The sequence below is a fragment of the Sinanaerobacter sp. ZZT-01 genome, from assembly GCF_035621135.1.
In the GTDB taxonomy this organism is placed as follows: Bacteria; Bacillota; Clostridia; order Peptostreptococcales; family Anaerovoracaceae; genus IOR16.
The window spans coordinates 1,213,414-1,236,120 of sequence record NZ_CP141728.1; the positions used below are offsets into that span (position 1 = coordinate 1,213,414).

Consider the following 22,707-nt stretch of genomic DNA (forward strand, 5'->3'; position numbering starts at 1 on the left):
TAAATTATCGTAGAAGACTATTTATATATTCTTTATTTTATATCTATAGATACCCACTTTATAATAATGTCTAGAGAGCCCGGGCAGAATAAATAGAAATTATACGCTCCATTCTCCGGTATTTCAAGCTCTATTTCTTTCTCCCCATCTTCTGAAATTGTAAACTCGCTCTGTCGCTCATCATCTATCTCAAATATCTTAATATTACTGCATTCTTCATCCTTCAAATATCCAAATCTAAGGACGCCCCTGTTAGAATATTTCCTTCCAAATTTATCTGTAAGCGATCCAAATCTTTCTACATCTGCATATATGTGCAGCTTTACGATATCTCCCTTCTTTAATTTCCACGGTTCACCAGAATCACTTGAATAGATCGCTCTTTCTCCATTTCCCAGCACATGCGGCTCTATGCAGTTATTTACCGTATTAAAATACGAATCAAATTGTGATAAGTCAAAATCAGATTGTAAAACTTGCTCCGGCGGTTCCATCCCTGCTAATGCATATACTTCATAAATATCATAATCCCCATTTTCATCTGCGACGAGAGCGGCTAACTCATCAAAGTTATCTACATCTTTATATGGGACATTCTTATGTTCTGTAAGCCGTACTTTTCTAGCGGCAGCTTTATCCGCGATTGTCTTTTCTAACAGCTGCTGATACTCCGGACTTTCAAAGTTCGGCACATTGTGATCATTCGCATACGCAAATGCACTGATCGCCACTAGAATTGCCAAGGCTCCTAAAAAATAAATTTTCCCTTTCTTTTTCTTGCTGCTGAAAATATTTTTAAACCGCTCCTCCATCGTCTTTTTATCGCTCCCCATGCACGCGAATAGCATGCCTTTTACTTGCATATGATTTATGATTTCCTCCATGATCACATCGCTGTAGTCTGCTTTGAATTTTTGGTCTTTCCCCTCGATGGCATCTCTGTCACAGCACATTTCCATATCCTTTCCAGCAGTCCTTACCATTAGATGAATCAGAGGGTTATACCAGTGTAAAATAAGCGTCGCTATAAACAGTGCCTTGTATCGCAAATCGTTACGCAGATAATGAGTTACCTCATGGGTTATAATGATTTTCAAATCTTCCGTTGTATACTCCCTTTTGGGAATAAAGATCGCTGACTTGAAAATTCCGACAATCATAGGTGATGAAATTCCAGTGCATTGATATACAGGCAAGGGTTTCTTTCTTTTATGTTTCAGTAAAATTACCGCCTGAATTTGATCGATGCTGACATTTTCAATCAGCTCGCTATGCTTCTTAATACCTCTGACAAAGTGCAAATAGACTCCAATTAAATAAAAGGCTGCCAGGCAGGCGCCGATACTCCAAATAGCTGGAATCCACTGAGGGCCTGCATCAATCAATCTTTCCCAGATTGAAGCCTGCTGATTCTCTGCAATCGTTTGAAAGCTGGCCATTTCATATGGAACAGTAGTCACTGCTGTGACACTACTTTTAATACTCGCTGTCACGCTGCTTTGAGCTTGCTCATTACCAATCAGCCAGCGCAGAATAAATCCTGCCGGTATAATCAAAAATGCCATGAACACTTTCCAGACATCTAAACGCCAGCCGGGCTGATACCTTTTATTTAATGATGGTGAAACGAGGAATACGCACAAGATTAAAATTGATATGATTCCTCCCATTAATAAAGTATTGTAAAATACAATATTAATCATGCGTATCACCTTCCTTCAGTTTTGCAAGAAGTGTCTGTAAGCTGCATATTTCTTGCTCCGTCAGATTATTGCTATCACATACCGATGTGACAAATTTTTTTATCGAATTGTCATAAAGATTTTTTAGAATACTTTTCCCTGCAAATGCTTTGTACTCTTCTTCTGTAATAAGAGGGCTATATACATATTCCTTACCCCTACGCTCTATCTTCAAAAATCCACTTTGGCTCAATCGGTTTAAAAAAGTATTGAGAGTTGTTGCCTGCCACTGATTTTCAGATAACTTTTTTTGAATTTCGTTTCTTGCCACTGGTCTTTCTTCTTCCCAAATAGCAAGCATTACTTTTAGCTGTGCTTCCGATAAATGCCGCATGATGATCCTCCTTCTCCCCCTCAAGGCTATCTTTTATTCCTTATATACTACATTAGTAGTATATTGGTGTCAACTGCAATATTGATTTATTTTATATTGGCATCCTCTGATTTTAAAACTCGTTAATATACTTTTTACAAAGAATAACTCGATCAGCAATACAGGTGAAATGGAACAGACTATAAAAAGCATCACTGGCATTAGAAAAAAGTAACGGGTCATTACTCGTTACTTTTTTCTTTCTTCTTTTAAATTTATATTGTAGGTTAGATGAAAAGGCTCTATTATTTAGAATTTACCCCTGTCGCTTCAATCACTGCTTTGTGCATTTTTTAGACGCTCTGGGATATGTATTGTCTCAGCATTCGTCGAGTCAATTAAATATTTATGCCCTCCGCTTCCTTGCACAATGCGCATTTTATCCTGATCTTGTGCAGAAGAAAAAACCGTGAAGCTTAAAATAATAACACTGAACACCAATAAAAAAACGTTTCCTTTACTCATTCTTTTCTCCTTCTTCTGACCTTCACACGTCTCTGCTATATGTGGGAAGGTTCTATGTCTAACTTCATAATACTACTTGCATTTATTTTGAGCTTCATGTGTGTCAGTTACATTATTTTCTACTATATGAATTTAGAAACTGAAATCTTAGCACCCTTGCTATCTAATTAATTTTAAAAAGTCCTTACCCATAATGTAATATAATTTTATATATTTGTCAATACTAAATATTGAACTTTGCATCAATCTGTTATATACTATATCTATCTTATCGATAAGGTGATGATTATGGCTAGAAAAAGCGAAAAACTAGAACAAAAACCAAATTTAAAGGAAAGCGGTCATTCTTTTGGAGACTATTTTAAGCGTGCCGTAAATCCTATGTTGGTTTTACGCCTGCTGTCTGAAAAACCAATGTACGTTTACCAAATGACGCAGGAACTGAAACAACGGGGTGACAGCGAATGTACGGTGTCTTTTTTATACCCTGTACTTTACCGTCTTCAAAAATTGGGGTATGTAGAAGAATCGGGAAAACAAATTTCCGAAGATAACCGTGTTCGAAATTATTATGCCATTACACAAATGGGACAGGAACACTTAGAAGCGTTATCAAAAGAATATCAACAACTTGTTTTATCAGTTGAAAAGATTATGAAGGGATATCATGATTAACAGGACTATCAGGGGGATTCTATTATGGAAAAAAATGTAATTGATATATACGTAAAAAGAGTTAAAAAATATCTTCCTTTTTTCTGCCAAGACCGAAAAAAATTTTTAAATGGTTTAAAGCAGGAGATTCAGGATTATGTGACCCTTCAATCTGATTGTGACTTAATTTCTTTATACGCAACCTTTGGCGCACCACAAAATATGGCAGCACAATTTTTAGATACGTTAGACCCTGCCGAAGTGAGCAAATTTCAAAGAAAAAGAAAAATTATACTAATTGGATTGATTTTTTTATTGCTTCTAATTATTTTTTCTTTAGTGATTTATTTACATAAACAAATTCAGATAAATCCAAGCAAAGTTGAAGTTACAATAAAGGAATCTCAACCTTATCATCTTACCGATGAAGAAATTGAAGAGATGATACGTCAGGAGGAAAATAAAAATGAGTAGAAGAATTATATTTATGTTAACAGCTCTTCTTGTTATAGCGATCTCTGCAGTTCCTTGTTTTGGAACTACAAGAACTGACTCATCTGTAAATACTATCTGTTATAACGATGGTAGTTATGCAGTTGTCACAACCACCACGCACGTTCCCCTTATGACAAACGTATTAAATAAGGCTACCAATAGCCTAACGAAATCCTCTAGTAAAACATATGATTATTATGATAAATCAAACAGTAAAGTTTGGACATTTACTGTAAGCGGAACTTTTACTTATGATGGCACAACAGCAAGAGCAATTCGCTCCTCGTGCTCTGCATCTGCGAATTCCGGATGGGAATGCACTAAAAAAACAAGCAAGTGCTCTGGTGCAACGGTAACAGGTAATGCAACCTTTCGCTTAAATGGAGTTTCAAAAAAAGCTACGATTAAGCTAACCTGCTCTGCTAATGGAAGCATTTCTTGATTCTACATCCACATATATTAAAATGATTAAGCCAAAGTGCATCTGTAAATCAGGGGTTATCAATTTGATAACCCCTGACTTCATTTATAAAACATTTTATATCAAACCTAATCTCTATCAGTTAATTTTTTTAATTATTTATGTCTTAACAATATTTTCTCTATTACACTTTGTAAAGCCACTGACAAAACAAGCCACACCACAAACGCAGCAGCATACTTCCCGTATGTGATTATATTTGCATTTTTAGCTGACCAATAATTATCAATTGTATAAAGGACACCATTCATCGAAACATTCAGTTCTTTACATATAGGTTCTAATAAATTCTTCGCTGTTTTTGTCATACCGATTTTTTGTCCTAATGGCAATTCTATGTTTTTACCTTTTTCAATCTGCCTTGCAAGGCCACGGTTCATTTGCACCAGTATTCGAGAGCCATCCTGCAATTCCATTATGTAGTAGGGGCAATGGGTTGCGGTCAAATCAACGATCCTTTTTTCCGTTTCTTTTAGTTTACGTCTTGCCGCTCCCGAAGGACTCTTTTCATAATACCCAATCCATTTTGCCAGGCTGTACACAGAGGTTTTATCAATGCTCACCGGAACTGCTGTCGCATAGTCATAGTACTCTAGAACTTCCCATTCTTTAGCGGTGGTCAGCGACAAGATGTCGTCTCCGGCTACAAGCCCGGCATAATCAATCGTAGTATCAGCTTTTATATCATCAGCGGTCATAATAATTTGTTCATGTTTCTCCCAAAGAATTTGCTCTAAATCAAAATTTAAATAAAATACAATGGCAATGATTGCCGCAACAACAACCATAAAATAGTCAATTAGCTTTCGTATATTCAGCGTTTCCATTTTCTAAACTTAAATCCTTTCTCAATCAGCTTCATTGTATATTTTTCAAGGAAATCAAGAAAACGTTCCCGCTCTTCCTCTTGGTCTAAATTTGGAATCGACAGTGATTTTGCAGAGCCATCTGTAATTTCCATAAACATGCCGTATCCGCCCACATGGTCGGCATAAATCAAACATGCCTGTCGAATTTTGCGATAATAATCTATTCCAATGACATCATTTTTATTTGTATTACCCCGCAAATACTAATGCATTTTCACTATTTGGATCAAATAAGTGAACGGTCATTACTAATCCATTGTAGTATACATACACCTCGCCGGTATATTTGTCTATCCAAAAATCAAACACAACCGGAATCACATAATATCTGTCATTCTCTGAAGTAACACTTAAGTTCGAAATGATATACCGCAGCATTTCATTATTCTCATTTGTGAGTGCTGGTTTTGTTTTCTGCTCGGTAAATTCACCAAATTGATTTTCATATGCAGTAATTAATTGTTCTTTCAATATCTCAAGCGCTTCTTCCTTGGTTATAGAATTTATCTCATCTGGATATGTACTAATCATAACCTGTGGTAAGTTCTGTATAATATGTGTCTCCGATTCATCCGTTCCATCATAGTACACCGTATCGACATTCAATAATTTAGATAGGTCATTTAGCCCTACCAGCAAAGTCTTCCCAAAAAACTTAGGAGCAATTTCGAGGGTATATTCTTCATCATCTAAGATTGCCTTTTTCTCTTCTGGCAATAATTTTATTTCGTTCGAATCTCCGCTGATAAGAATACTTTCACCATCTGATGAAACTTTCTGATTCAATTCCTCTGAAATCAATTTGATTGGTAGCATCGGTACTCCATCTTGAATTTGAATCCCTTCATGTTTCATAATCGAACCATTTATAAATAGAGCTACATATTCCTCTGGGATATTTTCGGTGACTCCGTCACTGTATGTTATATGTGCTTCATCCGTTCCAATCGTATTTGGCTGAATCTCCAAACCATCAACATTGGTCGATCCGATTAAAGAGGGAGGTTCGGAGTTTGAACAACCACAAATACCAATTAACATCATTAATAGTGCACAAAGAATTACTGCTGTTTTTTTCATATATGAACCTTTTAAATATCCACCTTTCTTTTTCGTGAGATGTTTAAACCATAAAAGATTTAAAGATGATTTATAATATTATAATATCGAAGAGCTTGGCATATAAAATGTTGCATTTTCCGCCTCATATACCACGGTTGCCGCACTACTGAAAAGCTTTTTATTCGAATGCTGTGTATATTCAATCTTACTGCCGTCACCATATGTAACCAATGCAACATGGCTGGTTTTATTCCAATACATGATACTTCCTGCAAAAACTTTGCCTGTATTGGATTGTTCGTAAAAATATCCCTTATCCGTCATATACGGAACGACCCCGCCATTTTGATAGTAGCCTGTTCGCATCCAATTATCCCCACAAGTGTTTATTGTTCCGTCACTGCTTGGATACCACTTTCCTGATTTGTCAACAGGAATGCCTCCGGCGTTAATTGACTTAGAAACAAAATTCGCACAATCACTTCCTTGCTTATTTGCTTTTGAAAATTCCGGAGTGTCAGTAGCATGATCTAATGCATAATCTCTGGCTTCAATTCTATCATAAGAAACAGTTGCTTTTGCTGTCAGAGTTGATGTGTCGGCTCTAAAATCACTTCGTCATCTGAAATATCCATGCGATAAAACAATTGATAATCAGAATCGGCAGCTTCTGCTTTTAACATTTGCGTTTGATTTAATTTAATGGTGTATGCAAACATACTGCGGTGTGGCTTGTTATAATACAAAGATGCTTAATTTTCTGTCCGGCCTAATTAATATTAAAAATTATTGTATTACTGTACAAAACCCTTTGCATTTATAAGCAGATCCAGATCCTACATTTTTAGCACTGCCCCATAAAGGATTTTTCATGACATCAAATTGATAAAAGTTATATAAGGGATATGCATATACCGTTACACTCTCATTTGGTTCTAAAGATACTATTGTATTATCAGACATACTCCAAGTTTTTGATACATTAAACCCCACTGCGGATGAAATTGAAGCAACTTCTACATTGGTCCCAGCTTCAACATTAAGCGAGTATTCGTTCGAAACTGTTCCAATTAAAGTTATTTCTTTATCAATTTTTTTATTTTTGCGGTTTATCGCCGTGTTTCTAGTTATTTCTTCGGTACCACAACCTTCTCCTGATTTTATGACGTTATCAATATAAATCGAGTTATAAGAAGCCGCTTGTGGCATAAAGTTTAGCTCGTTTTGATTTTCATTAAAAATTGTTACTTTGACAGACTTAGCATCATCAATACCATAAGATAATGCCACATCTTTTGCATTTGATACATCATAAGTAGTTGTCCCATCATCATTTATTTGTGCAGATTCATAATCTACTTCAATCTCTATAGAATCCATATTTAACATAGTCTCTGTAGATTTATTTTCCGCTAATGCACTACTTGTTCCAAAAACAAATAACATGGCTAAGCACATTATAATAGATAAACTTTTCTTTAACATTGTTTTTCCCCCTTGAAAAAAAAATAAAGAGCACATACTATTCCAACCGTAATTATTAAAATACTAAAGATATAAGCCAATTCATAATTAGCCTGATACATTACATCACTATATTCCTTTGTTGTGGATAGTTGGCTGGCCATCTTCCCAATTATAGGAAGTGTTTTATCTATCAAAAGTGTAATGAAAAGAAAATTACATCCAATTATAGATAAAATAGACGCCATGATAAACCCTAACTTTTCCATAATTATCTCCTTAATTTTATAATGACATTATTACATGCGAAAAATGTTGAATTATATATTTCATCATTTAAATTCCTCCATTCATAAATCGACATAACTAATTTAACTAATTTACCTCCTTTCTATATTAAATTTAAATAATCGCCTTCCATGTATAGAAAAGCCTTTATTATGAATCTTTATTTAATATTCTATAGATTCTGCTTGCTTAAATGATAGCATCATTTTTATATTTGTCAATGATAAATATGATTATTTAATAAGTAATTTTTTAGCCTTTCTTGAGCCTTCAATATAATTTTACATATATTTTCCATTTGTTCATTGCTTTTTAAATTACATTTATGCTATAGTAATATTAACGACTGACGGTCAGTCATTATAGCAACGTCTTAGAAAACAAATAACAGAAATTCTTCTTAAAAACGAACTCTTGAAAGCAACATTAAAAGAATAATACTATGTACTAATGACCGGGGGACTAGATGGAAGCAAGCAAGAAAAAATTAGATAAGAAAAATCGTCTTGAAGAGGCCGCCTGTAAACTCTTTACAGAAAAGGGGGTCTCTCATACAACCGTTGATGAAATTGCTAGAGCCGCAGATGTCGCAAAGGGAACCTTTTATCTTTATTTTAACGATAAAAAGGATCTATTAAGCAACATCGTGATAAAGCGCAGCATTACTCTTCTTGAACAAGCCATTGAAGCCGCTCGTATACAAAATACCGATGATTTTGTCGACGAAATTATACTAATTACCAATTACATTATTACATTTTTCAAACAAAACAAAGAGCTTCTGACCTTGATTGAAAAAAATCTTTCGTGGAGTCTAATACACCAGAAAATCAATCAAGAAGAAAATGGGAATTTCCAAATACTTATAGATTATTGGATCAACCATCCATATATGAGCTCTTATTCCATGTCCCGATCTTACCACATTATGTTTATAATTATCGAGCTTGTAGGTACGATCTGCTATACATCAATTATTGAAAATCAACCGGATACAATAGATAACCTGAAACAAGATCTCTTCTTTGCAATCCGCCAAATTCTTCGTAAGTAATAGGTACCAAAGCAGCGACAATTATAATTTAGCTTAAATTTTAAGTAAAAATTATATTGGAGGCGATATTTTGAAAAGTATAGAACATGATTTTTTAAAAAAGTATCTCAGTAAATTTGATCAAAATCCTTTTTTGGTTAATTTAAAAGATGGAGAAAGCTTTATCATTGGGGAAGGTGAGCCAAAATTCGAAATTCTACTCAATGAACCCATTCCCAAATCTGATCTTTTATGCAGCACTTCTCTTGCCTTAGGGGAAGCCTATATGCGGGGTGACCTGCAAATTAAAGGCGATCTCTATAAAACGCTTAACTATTTTTTAGGTCAAATGACAAAATTTTGTGTGGATAACAAGCTTCTAAAAAACCTGATCCATCCTTCTACTTCAGCAAAAATACAAAAAAAAGAAGTGCAATCTCATTATGACATTGGGAACGATTTCTACAGTCTCTGGCTTGATGAAACAATGAGCTATTCCTGCGGTTATTTTAAAACAGAAGAAGACTCTTTGTATCAAGCGCAAATGAATAAGATTCATCTAACACTTTCAAAACTCAATTTGCAGGAAAATATGACTCTGCTGGATATCGGATGCGGCTGGGGTTTTCTTCTCATTGAAGCTGCAAAAAAATATAAAGTTCATGGGCTTGGAATCACATTAAGTGAAGAGCAGGCAAAAAAATTCGAAGAGCGCATTAAAGAAGAACATCTTGAGGATTACCTTGAAGTAAAATTGATGGATTACCGAGAGCTTCACAAATTAGGCAGAGAATTTGACCGGGTTGTAAGCATTGGAATGTTGGAACATGTTGGTCGTAAAAACTATAATCTTTTTATTAAAAATGTAAATTCTGTTTTAAAACCAGGCGGTGTACTTCTTCTCCACTATATCAGCGGGAGAATAGAAAACGATGGAGATCCGTGGATTAAGAAATATATCTTTCCCGGCGGTGTCATCCCCAGCTTAAGAGAAATTATCAATATCTGCAGCGATTTTGATTACTATACCGTTGATGTGGAAAGCCTTCGCCGCCACTATAATAAAACCCTTCTTTGCTGGAATGAAAATTTTCAAAAAAATAAAGAAAAATTAAAGGGTAAATTCAGTGATTCGTTCATTCGGATGTGGCAGCTATATCTTTGCGGCTGTGCCGCCGGATTTAATAACGGTGTGGTAGATCTACATCAGCTGGTCTTCACAAAAGGCGTAAATAATGGTTTACCTATGACAAGGGACTATCTGTACCAATCTTAATATAAATACTATAAATGAAATCTTTATAATTTAAAAAAGACGAAAGTCACAAGAATAAATTCCTCCTCATAAGGCAGTTTAAATATAGTAAAAAATACCTGAGCGAATAAGTACGCTCAGGTATTTTGTCGTTACTTCTTATTTCCCTCCACATATTCTTTCGAACTTGACCGGTTGCAGTAGGTCAAGAATTAAACTGTAAATTCCATAGTATTTCCTAACATATTTCATCATATCATAGAAAAGAATACATGTTTAAACAGTACATAGAAGGAAGGATCACTATGAAAATTTTACTATCTGGTCACGGGCGTATGGGAACACACATTGAAGAGCTAGCACGGAATGCAGATCATGAAATTATGGGCTTCGCGGATATTAATAATCCCCATATTTTATCGCAAATGCAAAAAGCTGATGTTGTGATTGACTTTTCACATCCCGCTATGCTGCCTCACCTAGTTGAGTATGTGCACCGTACTAAAACCGCTCTTTGCTGTGGCACTACAGGCTTTCAAGCTGAGGAAAAGGAAACATTAAGATCGCTCGGAGATTATGCTCCTGTGCTCTACAGCGCCAACTATAGCCTTGGTATTGCTGTATTTCGCAACATACTTCAACAAATTTCACCTATTTTAAAAGACGATTTTGATATAGAAATGATAGAGACACATCACAATAAAAAAGTTGATGCACCAAGCGGCACAGCCAAGCTGCTTCTGGATGCCATTGATCCAGAACACGAAAAAACCATAATCAATGAGAGAAATGGACAATGTGGCGAACGAAAAAAGGAGGAAATTGGTATCTTTGCACTCCGAGGTGGCACGGTTGCTGGTGAACATACTGTTTATTATTTCGGGGAAGATGAGATATTATCCATTACGCACTCTGCTGCAAGCCGTCGAATCTTTGCAAAAGGTGCACTGAAAGCTGCCTATGCGTTAACTGAAAAAGGGAAAGGGTTTTACACTTTAGATCAAGTACTGTTTGCCGATAAGAAATAAGCAAGCGGCTGCCCACTTGCTCAAAACCTTGACACTTCAAACTTATGATACAAGGAGAAATTGCTATGGACGCCTATGACATCATCGAATATATCCGTAAATCAGAAAAAAAAACACCCGTAAAGGTGTATTTACGTGCTTCTTCTGAGATTGTATTTCCAGAATCCAAAAGTTTTCCTACGGGCAGCGATACTAAAATTATATTTGGAGACTGGAAAGATATTTCTCCTATCCTAGAAGTCCATAAAAATGAAATCATCGACATGGTTATTGAAAATGATATGCGAAACAGTGCAATTCCCCTTATCGATATAAAAAACCTTCACGCACGCATCGAACCGGGTGCGATCATTCGTGAGCAAGTGGAAATAGGTAAACATGCAATTATCATGATGGGTGCAATCATAAATATCGGTGCAAAAATCGGAGAAGGCACAATGATTGATATGGGTACAATCATTGGAGGGCGCGTTATCGTCGGAAATCATTGTCACATTGGAGCCGGCTCTGTATTAGCTGGGGTCATTGAACCGCCAAGTGCATCCCCTGTCATCATAGAAGACGATGTTTTAATCGGTGCAAATGCAGTGATTATAGAAGGGATACGAGTTGGTAAAGGCTCGATCGTCGCCGCCGGGTCTGTGGTCATCAAAGAAGTTCCTCCTAATATGGTAGTTGCCGGAGTTCCGGCACGTATCATAAAGAAAAAAGATCAGAAATCCTTACGCTCTACACAGTTGATTGATGTACTAAGGAATATTGATACCTAAAAGAACTTCTCCGTCGCATAAATAATAAATACAAAAACCATCTGTGAAAGCTCACAAGCCATTCCCATTGTGTCCCCAGTGATTCCCCCTAGTATCGTTTTTAAATAATTTGTAAAAAGTATTACCGAAAGAATTGCCGCTCCCACAGCAATTAAGTACCACGGATTTAGCAATACAGCTACGACAACCGGCACAAAGATCGCCATAAACAATTCGATTTTTCCGCAGTTGTCCACTAATAATTTCCCCATGCCGGAGGGACGTATATAATCAGCAAAAAAAGCAGAAACAAGCGGTGCACTTTTCCCTACAACCGGCAGAATAATCAGTGAATCATACGGTATTTTACCATACATTACCATATAAAATGCGACAAAAAATATCATAGAGAGGACACCAAAGGAACCTACATGACTGTCCTTCATGATTTCCAACATGCGCGGTCGGTCCCTTCCGCTGAAAATTCCATCGCAGGTATCGGCAAGACCATCTAAGTGAAGGCCCCCGGTAAGAACAATGTATCCACCCAGCAGAATCATAGAAACCACTTCTTTATCAAAAATCAAGTGAAAAAAGGACAGACCATATAAAATTCCTCCCATTAAAATTCCAAGTAAAGGAATTATTTTTAATCCTTTCAAGTACCTCTCTTCTGTATATTCTACATAAGGAACCGGTAACCTTGTAAAAAAAGCCATCATTAACCAAATTGTTTTCATACTTCTCACCATTATTTCGTTTTTTAAATTGAAACACGTATCGGAACGCTTTATTTCATCTCCTATCTTAAGCAAAATAAAGCGATCTTCTTGTTTTATTTTATTGCGGTTTTACCTGCACCGGAACCCCTGAAACCATGAAGATAACTCGGTCTGCAAGCTCGGCAAAACACCGATTTGCTCTTCCCAAAATATCTCTATAATATCGGCTCGAACGTTCCGCCGGAACTAAGCCCATTCCCACCTCATTTGTTACGCCAATTAAACTTTTATCATGCTTACGGCAGATTGAAATTAAACGTTTCACTTCAAAGAGCATTCTTTCTTCAACACGTTGCATATCTTCCGCAGGGCAATGATCCCAGTCAATCTCACAATAGTACATGATGTTATTTAACATAAAACCCAGGCAGTCAATTAATACCGCCTCTGCATTTAAAAAATCCCGATTCTTTTCCAATTGGTCAAATTCCCAAAATTTCTCTAAAGTAATCCATTCAGACGGACGCTGCGCACGGTGCTTTTTTACACGTTCTTTCATCTCGTCATCACAAACGGCAGCCGTCGCTATATAAAGCACCTTATCTTTTCCTGCTTCTTTTGCAAGACGCTCTCCATATAAACTTTTCCCGCTTCGTGCTCCTCCCGTCATCAAAGTCACTTCCGCCATTTTTATTTCCTCCGCTTAATTCTCTTCTTCTCGAATATCGATTCGGTAAGAATGATCGTAAGCAATATCCTCAAAGGTTGCCATATTGCTGAGCATCGCACAAGCCGCTCCGATAATCGGAAATGCTAAAGTACATCCAGTTCCCTCACCTAATCTCATATCCATATCCAACATCGCTTCCATGCCAAGCTCTTTAGAGATCAGATCATATGCCGGCTCCTTGGAACGGTGAGAAGTAAAAATGAAATCCTTCACGTCAGAATTGAGCTTGCAAGCTGCAAAAGCGGCTAAAGCAGAAATTACTCCATCAATGAGAATCGGAACCCGGTAATAAGCAGCACCTAAGAAGCAGCCTGTCATGCCCGCAATATCAAGTCCTCCTACTTTTGCGATCACGTCGATTGGGTCTTTTGGATTCGGTGCATTGAACTCCAAAGCTTTCGTAATGACTTCTTTTTTATGTACCAAAGCTTCATCTGTCAAACCACCACCCTTTCCGACTGCAATCTCCGAAGAAGCTCCGGTAAATGCCATCAAAACTGCACTTGTGCTGCTGGTATTTCCAATTCCCATCTCGCCAGTACCTAAAATTTCATAGCCTTCTTCCACGGCAATGCGGACCATATCAATTCCAGTTTCAATACCACGTATCGCTTCTTCTCTGCTCATTGCCGGCCCTTTGGCAAAATTATCGGTACCGTATTTTATCTTACGGTTGTACACCTTATCATTCTTATAATCCGATAAAATCCCAACATCGACAACCTTAATATCTGCACCGGCATAAGCGGATAATACACCCATTCCACAAATTCCCTTAGTCATATTCATGCCCTGAATCAAGGTAATATCCTGCGGTGTACCTGCGACACCTTCCTCACAAATACCGTTATCCGCTACCATAACAATACTGCAACACTTTTGCGGATTGTTCTTCAGTTTCCCAGTGATACCTGCCATTTTAATTGCTATACTCTCCAGCTTACCCAAACTGCCAAGCGGTTTAATCAAATGATCGTTATGCTCCTTGGCTTCCTGCATAGCTTTTTCATCAGCCGGCTTAATCTCATTTATAACTTCCAAATAACTCTTCATGCTTTCGCCTCTTTTCCTGCTTCTTCTGATTCTTTTTATCTTATTTGGATTGGTCTCTCTGATCTCTCGCCATATAAAGCATGGCATTACAAATGGCGGCTGCTACATTGCTTCCACCTTTTCTCCCCTGCGCAACAATATAAGGAACCTCCAATTCCATAATCAATTCCTTTGATTCCACTACATTGACAAATCCTACCGGAACGCCAATGATGAGTGAAGGAGAAAGCTTTCCTTCCTCAATCAATTCATATAACCGAACCAAAGCGGTCGGTGCATTTCCGATTGCGAAAATAATCGGCTTTCCTTCTTTGACAAGCTCAGCTGCTTTATCCATGCTTGCAGTTGCCCTTGTCGATCCATTTTTTTTAGCAGTCTGTGCGACATCGTCGTCTGCCATAAAACAGAGTGCCTCGCCGCCGAACGATTCTAAAACCGCTTTATTTACACCAGAATAGGCCATTTTTGTATCTGTCACAATATAAGCTCCGTTTTTAATTGCTTCGATTCCTTTTTTCATTGCCTCTTGAGAGAATTTCAGATTTTCATAGTAGTCAAAATCTGCGGATGTATGAATCACACGCTTTACAACCGGCTCATTTTGCGGATCAATTTTACGTTCCCCAAGTTCTTCCGAAATGATTTCAAAACTTCGTTTTTCAATCTCTTTGGGTAATACATTTTGTAATTTTACCTTCATATTTCCTCCTTTACTTGTTTAATCTTTTATGGCATGTTCTTCTTTATAAAATAAAAAAACTTCTGATTGATTCATTCTTTTATATCAAATACCTTCCTCTAATATACGATAAATCGCATTCATATCCATATTTGCTCTCATCTGCTCTGCCAGCTTATCATACTGCATTTCTTTATAAGCAGCAACATTCAAGCTCGATACTTCACTCTCATCCAAGCCCTTGCTGCGATAAAGCGCAGATACAATCGTCTTTGCTACATCCTCTTTGTCAAAGATACCATGGATATATGAACCATAAATATTTCCGCAGCACATACCTACGACCTTATCGCAGGCTTTACCGGAAAGCTCCGTAATATGCGTAAGAAGACCTACCTCTTGTGTATTCTCTGCATCTGCAATCAGCTCGGTCTGCCCCATATGAATCTCATATCCTTCTAGTTCAACACCGGATAAATCTGAAAAAATGCCCCTCACCTGATTGGTAAATTTGCCTTTTGCCTGCGTTCTTGTTTTTTCTTCTTCAAATATAGTCTCCGCCGGAAGCAATCCCATACCGGAAATGCTTCCTCCAGCTTCCACGCCGTGTGGATCTGACAGCACCTTTCCCATCATTTGAAATCCTCCGCAAACCCCAAAAACAGCTTTTCCCGCCGAAGCATGCTTTAATACGGCAGCTTCTAAACCGCTTTGACGCATCCAGAGCAAATCTTCCATTGTATTTTTGGTCCCGGGTAAAATAATCATATCCGGATTGCCAAGTTCACCGACTGCTCCCACATAACGCAAAGTCACACCCGGAGCGTATTCCAGTACGTTAAAATCCGTAAAATTCGATATACGCGGCACACGAATCACTGCAATATCAATCAGACCTACGCTGTCTTTTCGGCTAAAACGTTCTGTCAAGCTGTCCTCATCATCAATGTCTACATCCAAATAAGGGATAACCCCTACAGTAGGAACATTGATCTTTTCCTCCAGCATATCCAACCCCGGCTGTAAAATTTTACGATCTCCTCTGAATTTATTAATCAGAGTCCCTTTCACCCTGGCACGGTCATCGTCAGAGAAAAGCACCATCGTCCCCACGATGGAGGCAAAGACGCCGCCACGGTCAATGTCACCTGCCAAAAGGACGGGTGCCTTTGCAAGCCTTGCCATAAACATATTTACAATATCGTTTTCCTGCAAGTTGATTTCCGCGGGACTTCCTGCGCCCTCAATTACAATAATATCATAATCCTTTGCCAGAGCTTCGTAAGCCTTTTCAATTTCCGGAACAATTTCTCTTTTCCGTCTATAATACTCCGTTGCGCTCATATTGCTTGCCACTTCACCATTGATAATGACCTGCGAACTTGTATCATTCGTCGGCTTCAGCAAAATCGGATTCATCAGAACCGAAGGTTCAATGCCGGCAGCTTCTGCCTGCACAACCTGTGCTCGTCCCATTTCAAGACCTTCTTTTGTAATGAAGGAATTCAAAGCCATATTTTGTGATTTAAAGGGTGCGACACGATAGCCGTCTTGTTTAAAAATACGACATAATCCAGCCACCAATAAGCTTTTTCCTGCATTGGACATCGTACCTTGCACCATAATTGCCTTTGCCATTTTGTATCCCCCTATTCCTTTTTATCAGAGCTGACTTTTCTGATTTCTTCCAATGCTTTTACCAGCTGTTCGTTTTCTTCGTGCAGTTTCACTGCAATTCGAAAATAATCTGGAGTCAAGCCTTTATAATTGCCACAGCTCCGCACCATAATATTTTTTTCTTGCAGCAATGCTTTAAAGTCTTTGCGGTCATATGCATCCTTTTCTATTGGAAGTTGGAAAAATATATAATTGGCAGCAGAAGAAAAAACGTGAAATCCAAGTCTCTGCAATTCGGCTTGCAAATACGCCTTTTCCTGAAAAATTAAAGTTCTGGCTTTTTCCAGATATTCGGTTTCTTTCAATGCTTGCACACCTGCCAGCTGTGCAGGCAGCGAAACTGCCCAAGGCTGCCCAGTCTCAGAAAGTGTATCAAGCAGGCCCCGGTTGCTGCATATCCCATATCCAAGACGAAGTCCAGGCATAGCGAAATTCTTTGTAAATGCTTTCAATATAAATAGATTATCATACTCTTCTATAAACTCTTTCATCGTATTTCCTTCCGGGTTTTCCAGAAAATCGACAAAACATTCATCCAAAACCAATAAAATATTAAATTCCTTACAACGTACTAAAATTTGACGAAGCAAGGCCGGGTCCATAATCTGCCCCGTAGGATTGTTTGGGTTACATAAAAACAACATTTCAATGGACTCGTTCAATAAAAATAAAATATCTTCTCCCAGTCGGAACTGATTCTCTGCTTTTAGATAATGATGCTTTACGATACACCCGATGGATTCTAAGGATTTCTCATATTCTGCAAAGGTAGGTGCAAGCACCATTGCCTTATAAGGCATTTTTGCAACTACGAGGCGAAAGATCAAATCAGCAGCACCATTTCCGCAAATCAGATGCTCCTCCTTTACCTTTTCATAGTGAGCCAAATCCCGCAGCAACTCTCTGCAAAGCGGATCAGGATAATGAATGCAGCTTTCCAAGCCCGAAATCACTGCTTCCTTTACCGAATCCGGCAGACCGAGAGGGTTAATGTTTGCGGAAAAATCAAGAAGTTTGCCGTTATTTCCTTTTTCTCTTACGGAATATATATCACCGCCGTGAATTAAATCAGCCATTGTATTACTCCCATTCCAATTAAACATAGTACTATACCGATCCATGCCGTGCCGTATAAAAGTTGGTTCGCTCTTGCAATATCCTCATACTCAATGGAGCGAACAGCATCACCAATGGTCTTCTTTTTATAAAGCTTGCTAAAGTAGTAAGCATCTCCTGCTAGCTGTATCTGCAATGCTCCTGCACAAACGGACTCTGTCTGTGCGCTGTTCGGACTGGCATGATTATAACGATCTCTTAAAAAAATATGAAATGCATTTTTATAGTCCATTCCTAAGAAAAGGGCTGCCAGAATCATAAGAAGTGCGGAAACCCTCGCCGGTATATAATTTGCCACATCATCCAGCTTTGCAGCAAAACGTCCAAAATATAAATAGCGATCATTTTTATAGCCGATCATGGAATCCATCGTATTTATGGATTTATATAAGAACCCAAGGGGTGCGCCGCCGATCGCTATGAAAAGCAAAGGTGCAACGGTTCCATCTGAAGTATTTTCCGCAATGGTCTCCACCGTAGCTTTTGCAATCTGCTGCATGCTCAAGCTCTCTGTATCTCTTCCGACAATCATGGAAACCTGATATCTCGCTCCTTCAATATCATCTTCTGCTAATTTCTTATAAACCTTCGTGCTTTCCGTTTTCAGAGCCTTAATTGCCAGTATTTGATAGCACATGATGCTTTCCGCTACAAGGGAAAGGAAAGGGCTGATTTTACCTAAGGCCCATATGATTCCAAATGGTATTCCAAAGGAAAAAAACATGATACAGCATGCAAGCAACACTCCGCCCGCCAGTTCTCCCTGTGGTGTTTTCCGGAAACAGCTGCGTATCAATGCTTCACCAATTTCAATTCCCTTCCCGATCCACCGAATCGGATGAGGTAGAAAATACGGATCACCTAAGATTAAATCCATTAAAAATCCCACACCTAAAGCAATCATTGATTGTGTGAGGAAAGGAATCATGCTCTTTCCCCTTCCTTCTTGTAAAGCAAGCAATCAACCATGCTTTCCATCGTCGCTCTTTCCGCAATGCTTATTTTCATATCAAAGACCCTCGCCTGTGCTGCTGTTTGTTCGCCAATACATACTGCCTCAATTTTAGAATAATCGATATTCGGATACATTTTTGTGAATCCCCTTACCGTTGATGCGCTGGTAAAGGCAACATAATCTACTGTTTCGTCATAAAAAACCATATCATTCGGTTCCAAGTCAATGGTCTCATATACCGGAAGGTCAACATAGGAAATTCCTGCCTCATCTAAAGGGCGTGTCACTTCCTGTGTTCCGATTTTCGCTCTTGGCAGCAGCAGGAATGGCCTGTCCCCTTCTTTCTCTTCTTTTTTCAGCCGCTCTGCCAGTGCATGTCCCAAAGCTTCGCCACTGTACACATCGGGCATCAAATCCACAAAGATACCTTTTTCTTCAATTGCTTTTTTTGTTCCGGTTCCAATCGCCGCAAATTTTAAGCCATTCAAGCTGCGAATATCCATACGCATTTTCTGCATTTCGTCATAAAACACTTTTACCCCTGCCGGGCTGGTAAACGCAATCCATTGATACTTTTGTATCTCTTTTAGATTCTCTCTGAGTCCTGTATTCTCTAAAATGGCCTCTGTTTCGATGGTTGGTAAAAGGACAACCTCTGCGCCCTGATCGGACAGCATAGAAGCCAGCGTGGAATTGCGATCTCTTGGTCTTGTCACTGCTATTTTCAATCCGCCAAGCGGGCGATCTTCCGCCCAATGAAATTGATCTGCTAAACTGCACACTTCCCCAACAACGATGATCGCCGGCGTTTGAATTCCTGCTTTTTCTGCATCTCTCGGTAAATTTGTCAAATCGGATACCACACGACGCTGATGCGCTGTTGTTCCACGCTCTAAAATAGCGGCCGGCATATCTTTTCTCATTCCTGCTTCCAAGAGTCCCTTGCATATTTTCGGCATTGCACTGACACCCATAAGGAAGATCATCGTTCCGCCAACCTTAACCAATGCTTCATAATCAACTTCAGCTTCCTCTGATTTTTTCGTATGTCCTGTAATGATATGAAGCGAGGAACAAAAATCTCTATGTGTAACTGGAATTCCGTTATATGCAGGTACTGAAATTGCTGACGTAATTCCTGGTACGATTTCAAATGGCACACCTCGTTCACACAGCAATTCCAATTCTTCTCCGCCACGTCCAAATACAAAAGGATCTCCGCCTTTCAGACGAACTACTTTTTTGCCCTTCAATGCTTCTTCCAATAGGATTTCATTGATTTGATGCTGTGGAATCGGATGATATCCGGAAACTTTTCCAACCGGAATCAATTCAGTACCGGAAGGAATCAGTCCCAAAACGCCTTGCCCAACGAGCTTATCGTACACAACTACATCTGCCTGCTCCAAAACTGCCTTACCTCGCAGAGTAAACAACCCGGCATCGGACGGTCCCGCACCTACCAGCCACACTTTTCCGCTTTTAACGCTTTCATTCTCCTTTGTATGTTGTCTATTTATTTCCTTTTGCATCTTGCACCTTCTTCCTTCAAACGTTTTGCCAATGCTTCTGCCAATCGTATCCCGTCTTTTCTTTCACCTGAGGTCTCTTCGATGCAATATTCGCCGCTTTCTTCATCATAATAAAGACCACGTATTGTTATTTTAGAATCGCTAGCCTGCGCAAATGCACCGATCGGTGAACTGCATCCGCCATCTAAATAGCGCACAAAAGCTCTTTCTGCCAAGGCCTCAGACTCTGCATCTTTATCTCGAACGCAATCTAAGAAATCATAATTCTCTCCGGCTCTTCCCTGGATTGCTAAAATGCCCTGCCCGGCAGACGGAACCATCTCCTGTGGAGAAAAGGCTCTGCTGATTCTCCCAGACAGCCCCAGTCGTTCCAAACCCGCATAGGCTAATACCAATGCACTATATTCACCACTGTCCAGCTTGGAAAGTCTGGTAAGCACATTTCCTCTTACGCTTTTTGTCTCATGACCTGGATAAAGCGTTGAAAGCTGCAAATTTCTTCGCCGGCTTGAGCTTCCAATTGGTTTTGCAGGGTCGAGTTCCTTTACCCCCTCTGGTAACACCAGTACATCGGAAGGATTTTCTCTCTTTGAAAACCCGATCAAAGGAATCTCCTCTGGGACTTCCATCGGCATATCCTTCAAACTGTGTACGGACAAGTCAATTTTTCCTTCCAAAAGGGCTTTATCTAATTCCTTTACAAAAAGGCCTTTCCCTCCGATTTTATCCAATGTCTTATCCAATATGATATCTCCGGTGGTCTTCATTGTAACCAACTCCAATTCGATTTCCGGATGATACTGATGGATCAAATCCATAACCATTTGAGACTGTATCACTGCCAGCTTGCTCTCTCGGCTCCCGATTCTAATCTTTCTTCGTTCCATTTTCACTTTCCTCCCGTTTAACTGACAAATGATGGTGATTCTCCAGATAGGCCTTTAATGCTGCGGTAGCAGATTTCGCCAAAGCATGGTCTTTTCCTCCCGCAGTCACACCGATTGTCAAATCCCCTTTCCGTACGACACCCGGAAAATAGAAATCACATTCCTCTTTGCAGTCTGCCACATTAACCAGTATATGCTCTCGTTTGCAAATTTCTGCTACAGTATGATTTATAAAACGGTCGTTGGTCGCAGCGATGACCAGCATTGCCTCCCTGATGTCTTCTTCTTCAAATTCTTTTGTGAGCAGCGTCAAACGTTTCTCATCTTGTCTCGTTGTGAAAAAGGAATCTGCTTCTTTTGCAATGACGGTTATTTTACAGGAAAATTCTTCTAGTACCTTTACTCGCCTCTTTGCAATTTTTCCTGCTCCGATTACGGTAACGGCTTGCTCTGCTAAATTTATAAATAACGGGAACCATCCGCTTTTTTCTTCTTCGCCTGCTGCATTCCCTATGCTTTCCGCTTCGAGCTCTCCAGGTACCATCTGCGCAGCTTGCAAATTCAAATGATAGGTTTTCTCTAGAAACAGCAATACTTCTTGCAGCGAAAGTCCCTGCTCTTCCTTTTTTCTCCCAATCAAAAGCACTTTAACTCCCATGTCCATCGCTGCTCGATATTTTTCATCGAAGCCTCCGGCTTTTCCCGAATCCTTGGTCACCATATACGATGCTTTCGTTTTCTTCAGTAAGGCGCAATTCATCTCATAAGAAAACGGCCCCTGCATGCAAATCAAGTTTTTTCCTTCATAGCCCAAATCAGCGCATTTTTTTAGAACCTCCGGCATTGGCAATACTCTAGGGTGCAATCTCTGCGCATAGTTCTCTACCCTTGTAAACGCTTCTAATTCTTTGCTTCCTATCGTTAACAAAACGGCTCCCTGCGTCTGATTCAAATACTCGGCAGCCTCAGTTACATCCTCTGCAAAGATGAATTCTTCACAATCCATCGCCGTCTGACTTTTACTGCTCTCCCGCTCGTGATATTTTGTCTTGACGAGGTCAGTTGACGCACGCAGCAATCGAATATACGCAGTATCTGTTTTTGTGCAAGCCTCTCTAATGTTCTCAGTAGCTAAAACCGCATAGGGATGTGTCGTATCAATTACAAAGTCAAACTGCTCTTTTCTCAGAAATTGTTCCATTTCCTCGGGCAGCATACGCCCCGATTTAACAATGACATTAGGGATGCCGCCAGGCAGCAAAGCTCTACCGTATTCTGTGGCAACAGAAGCAAAAACTTGAAGGCCTTTTGTTTTAGATAGGATTTCTACCAAATGCCGTCCCTCTGTGGTTCCTGCAAATATTAATAATTTCGGCATAGTGTCCTCCAATCTTATTT

At 39.0% G+C, this 22,707-nt stretch carries 27 protein-coding genes; 7 read left to right on the forward strand and 20 right to left on the reverse strand.

Annotation, left to right across the window (positions count from 1 at the left end):
- Positions 1 to 32 precede the first annotated feature (32 nt).
- From U5921_RS05895 to U5921_RS05905, 3 genes are all read right to left on the reverse strand, one after another.
- The gene (locus U5921_RS05895) at positions 33 to 1,703 is read right to left on the reverse strand and encodes a M56 family metallopeptidase (RefSeq protein ID WP_324825534.1); all 1,671 of its coding nucleotides are present in this window, start codon (positions 1,701 to 1,703) and stop codon (positions 33 to 35) included.
- Positions 1,696 to 2,076 (reverse strand): BlaI/MecI/CopY family transcriptional regulator, encoded by a 381-nt coding sequence (locus U5921_RS05900; protein WP_324825535.1) that lies wholly within the window; start codon positions 2,074 to 2,076, stop codon positions 1,696 to 1,698. The genes U5921_RS05895 and U5921_RS05900 overlap by 8 nt, the downstream gene beginning before the upstream one ends.
- Positions 2,077 to 2,385: 309 nt before the next feature.
- Positions 2,386 to 2,580, reverse strand: coding sequence for a hypothetical protein (locus U5921_RS05905; protein WP_324825536.1), 195 nt, complete (start codon positions 2,578 to 2,580; stop codon positions 2,386 to 2,388).
- Between the two features lie 288 nt (positions 2,581 to 2,868).
- Between U5921_RS05905 and U5921_RS05910 the strand changes: the two genes are divergently transcribed.
- From U5921_RS05910 to U5921_RS05920, 3 genes are read left to right on the forward strand one after another with little or no spacing between them, the layout of a single operon-like run.
- On the forward strand, positions 2,869 to 3,255 hold the full coding sequence (locus U5921_RS05910; protein ID WP_324825537.1) for a PadR family transcriptional regulator: 387 nt from the start codon (positions 2,869 to 2,871) through the stop codon (positions 3,253 to 3,255).
- Between the two features lie 24 nt (positions 3,256 to 3,279).
- A complete protein-coding gene (locus tag U5921_RS05915) occupies positions 3,280 to 3,708 on the forward strand; it encodes a DUF6120 family protein (protein ID WP_324825538.1) in 429 nt (142 codons plus the stop codon).
- Positions 3,701 to 4,171, forward strand: a complete 471-nt coding sequence (locus tag U5921_RS05920; protein ID WP_324825539.1) for a hypothetical protein — start codon at positions 3,701 to 3,703, stop codon at positions 4,169 to 4,171. The genes U5921_RS05915 and U5921_RS05920 overlap by 8 nt, the downstream gene beginning before the upstream one ends.
- 134 nt (positions 4,172 to 4,305) lie before the next feature.
- Here U5921_RS05920 and U5921_RS05925 read toward each other — a convergent pair whose 3' ends face one another.
- The 7 genes from U5921_RS05925 to U5921_RS05955 all read right to left on the reverse strand — a co-directional run bounded on the left by U5921_RS05925 (position 4,306) and on the right by U5921_RS05955 (position 7,874).
- A complete protein-coding gene (locus U5921_RS05925; protein WP_324825540.1) occupies positions 4,306 to 5,037 on the reverse strand; it encodes a hypothetical protein in 732 nt (243 codons plus the stop codon).
- Positions 5,025 to 5,279, reverse strand: a complete 255-nt coding sequence (locus U5921_RS05930) for a hypothetical protein (protein ID WP_324825541.1) — start codon at positions 5,277 to 5,279, stop codon at positions 5,025 to 5,027. Before U5921_RS05930 ends, U5921_RS05925 begins: the two co-directional genes overlap by 13 nt.
- Positions 5,269 to 6,159, reverse strand: a complete 891-nt coding sequence (locus U5921_RS05935) for a copper amine oxidase N-terminal domain-containing protein (RefSeq protein WP_324825542.1) — start codon at positions 6,157 to 6,159, stop codon at positions 5,269 to 5,271. Before U5921_RS05935 ends, U5921_RS05930 begins: the two co-directional genes overlap by 11 nt.
- A gap of 78 nt (positions 6,160 to 6,237) precedes the next feature.
- On the reverse strand, positions 6,238 to 6,729 hold the full coding sequence (locus U5921_RS05940) for an amidase domain-containing protein (protein ID WP_324825963.1): 492 nt from the start codon (positions 6,727 to 6,729) through the stop codon (positions 6,238 to 6,240).
- Entirely contained in the window at positions 6,726 to 6,887 is a 162-nt protein-coding gene (locus U5921_RS05945) for a hypothetical protein (RefSeq protein ID WP_324825543.1), read from the reverse strand. The genes U5921_RS05940 and U5921_RS05945 overlap by 4 nt, the downstream gene beginning before the upstream one ends.
- A 40-nt stretch (positions 6,888 to 6,927) precedes the next feature.
- Positions 6,928 to 7,626 (reverse strand): hypothetical protein, encoded by a 699-nt coding sequence (locus U5921_RS05950; RefSeq protein ID WP_324825544.1) that lies wholly within the window; start codon positions 7,624 to 7,626, stop codon positions 6,928 to 6,930.
- Positions 7,620 to 7,874: a hypothetical protein gene (locus U5921_RS05955; protein WP_324825545.1), complete on the reverse strand. Its 255-nt coding sequence runs from the start codon at positions 7,872 to 7,874 to the stop codon at positions 7,620 to 7,622. The genes U5921_RS05950 and U5921_RS05955 overlap by 7 nt, the downstream gene beginning before the upstream one ends.
- A gap of 485 nt (positions 7,875 to 8,359) precedes the next feature.
- Here U5921_RS05955 and U5921_RS05960 point away from each other — a divergent pair, with 485 nt between their 5' ends.
- The 4 genes from U5921_RS05960 to dapD all read left to right on the forward strand — a co-directional run bounded on the left by U5921_RS05960 (position 8,360) and on the right by dapD (position 11,979).
- Positions 8,360 to 8,947 (forward strand): TetR/AcrR family transcriptional regulator, encoded by a 588-nt coding sequence (locus tag U5921_RS05960; protein ID WP_324825546.1) that lies wholly within the window; start codon positions 8,360 to 8,362, stop codon positions 8,945 to 8,947.
- 67 nt (positions 8,948 to 9,014) lie between these two features.
- Entirely contained in the window at positions 9,015 to 10,202 is a 1,188-nt protein-coding gene (locus tag U5921_RS05965; protein WP_417765053.1) for a class I SAM-dependent methyltransferase, read from the forward strand.
- A gap of 284 nt (positions 10,203 to 10,486) precedes the next feature.
- Positions 10,487 to 11,209: a 4-hydroxy-tetrahydrodipicolinate reductase gene (gene dapB / locus U5921_RS05970; protein WP_324825548.1), complete on the forward strand. Its 723-nt coding sequence runs from the start codon at positions 10,487 to 10,489 to the stop codon at positions 11,207 to 11,209.
- Positions 11,210 to 11,274: 65 nt separating this feature from the next.
- The gene (gene dapD, locus U5921_RS05975) at positions 11,275 to 11,979 is read left to right on the forward strand and encodes a 2,3,4,5-tetrahydropyridine-2,6-dicarboxylate N-acetyltransferase (RefSeq protein ID WP_324825549.1); all 705 of its coding nucleotides are present in this window, start codon (positions 11,275 to 11,277) and stop codon (positions 11,977 to 11,979) included.
- Here dapD and cobS read toward each other — a convergent pair.
- The 10 genes from cobS to cobK form a co-directional block, all read right to left on the reverse strand.
- A complete protein-coding gene (cobS, locus tag U5921_RS05980) occupies positions 11,976 to 12,698 on the reverse strand; it encodes an adenosylcobinamide-GDP ribazoletransferase (protein WP_324825550.1) in 723 nt (240 codons plus the stop codon). The genes dapD and cobS overlap by 4 nt on opposite strands.
- Positions 12,699 to 12,798: 100 nt before the next feature.
- Positions 12,799 to 13,368 (reverse strand): bifunctional adenosylcobinamide kinase/adenosylcobinamide-phosphate guanylyltransferase, encoded by a 570-nt coding sequence (gene cobU / locus U5921_RS05985; RefSeq protein ID WP_324825551.1) that lies wholly within the window; start codon positions 13,366 to 13,368, stop codon positions 12,799 to 12,801.
- A gap of 15 nt (positions 13,369 to 13,383) precedes the next feature.
- Positions 13,384 to 14,463, reverse strand: coding sequence for a nicotinate-nucleotide--dimethylbenzimidazole phosphoribosyltransferase (gene cobT, locus U5921_RS05990; RefSeq protein ID WP_324825552.1), 1,080 nt, complete (start codon positions 14,461 to 14,463; stop codon positions 13,384 to 13,386).
- A gap of 40 nt (positions 14,464 to 14,503) precedes the next feature.
- Complete coding sequence (locus U5921_RS05995; protein ID WP_324825553.1) at positions 14,504 to 15,163, reverse strand: precorrin-8X methylmutase; 660 nt, start codon at positions 15,161 to 15,163, stop codon at positions 14,504 to 14,506.
- Positions 15,164 to 15,247: 84 nt separating this feature from the next.
- Positions 15,248 to 16,780: a cobyric acid synthase gene (locus tag U5921_RS06000; protein WP_324825554.1), complete on the reverse strand. Its 1,533-nt coding sequence runs from the start codon at positions 16,778 to 16,780 to the stop codon at positions 15,248 to 15,250.
- Between the two features lie 11 nt (positions 16,781 to 16,791).
- Positions 16,792 to 17,895 carry a threonine-phosphate decarboxylase gene (locus U5921_RS06005; protein ID WP_324825555.1) on the reverse strand — a complete coding sequence of 368 codons (1,104 nt, stop codon included), beginning with the start codon at positions 17,893 to 17,895 and terminating at the stop codon, positions 16,792 to 16,794.
- Positions 17,883 to 18,863 carry an adenosylcobinamide-phosphate synthase CbiB gene (gene cbiB / locus U5921_RS06010; protein ID WP_324825556.1) on the reverse strand — a complete coding sequence of 327 codons (981 nt, stop codon included), beginning with the start codon at positions 18,861 to 18,863 and terminating at the stop codon, positions 17,883 to 17,885. The genes U5921_RS06005 and cbiB overlap by 13 nt, the downstream gene beginning before the upstream one ends.
- A complete protein-coding gene (gene cobA, locus U5921_RS06015; protein WP_324825557.1) occupies positions 18,860 to 20,422 on the reverse strand; it encodes a uroporphyrinogen-III C-methyltransferase in 1,563 nt (520 codons plus the stop codon). Before cobA ends, cbiB begins: the two co-directional genes overlap by 4 nt.
- Positions 20,407 to 21,309, reverse strand: coding sequence for a hydroxymethylbilane synthase (gene hemC, locus U5921_RS06020; protein WP_324825558.1), 903 nt, complete (start codon positions 21,307 to 21,309; stop codon positions 20,407 to 20,409). The genes cobA and hemC overlap by 16 nt, the downstream gene beginning before the upstream one ends.
- Entirely contained in the window at positions 21,290 to 22,687 is a 1,398-nt protein-coding gene (gene cobK / locus U5921_RS06025; RefSeq protein ID WP_324825559.1) for a precorrin-6A reductase, read from the reverse strand. Before cobK ends, hemC begins: the two co-directional genes overlap by 20 nt.
- Between the last annotated feature and the right edge of the window lie 20 nt (positions 22,688 to 22,707).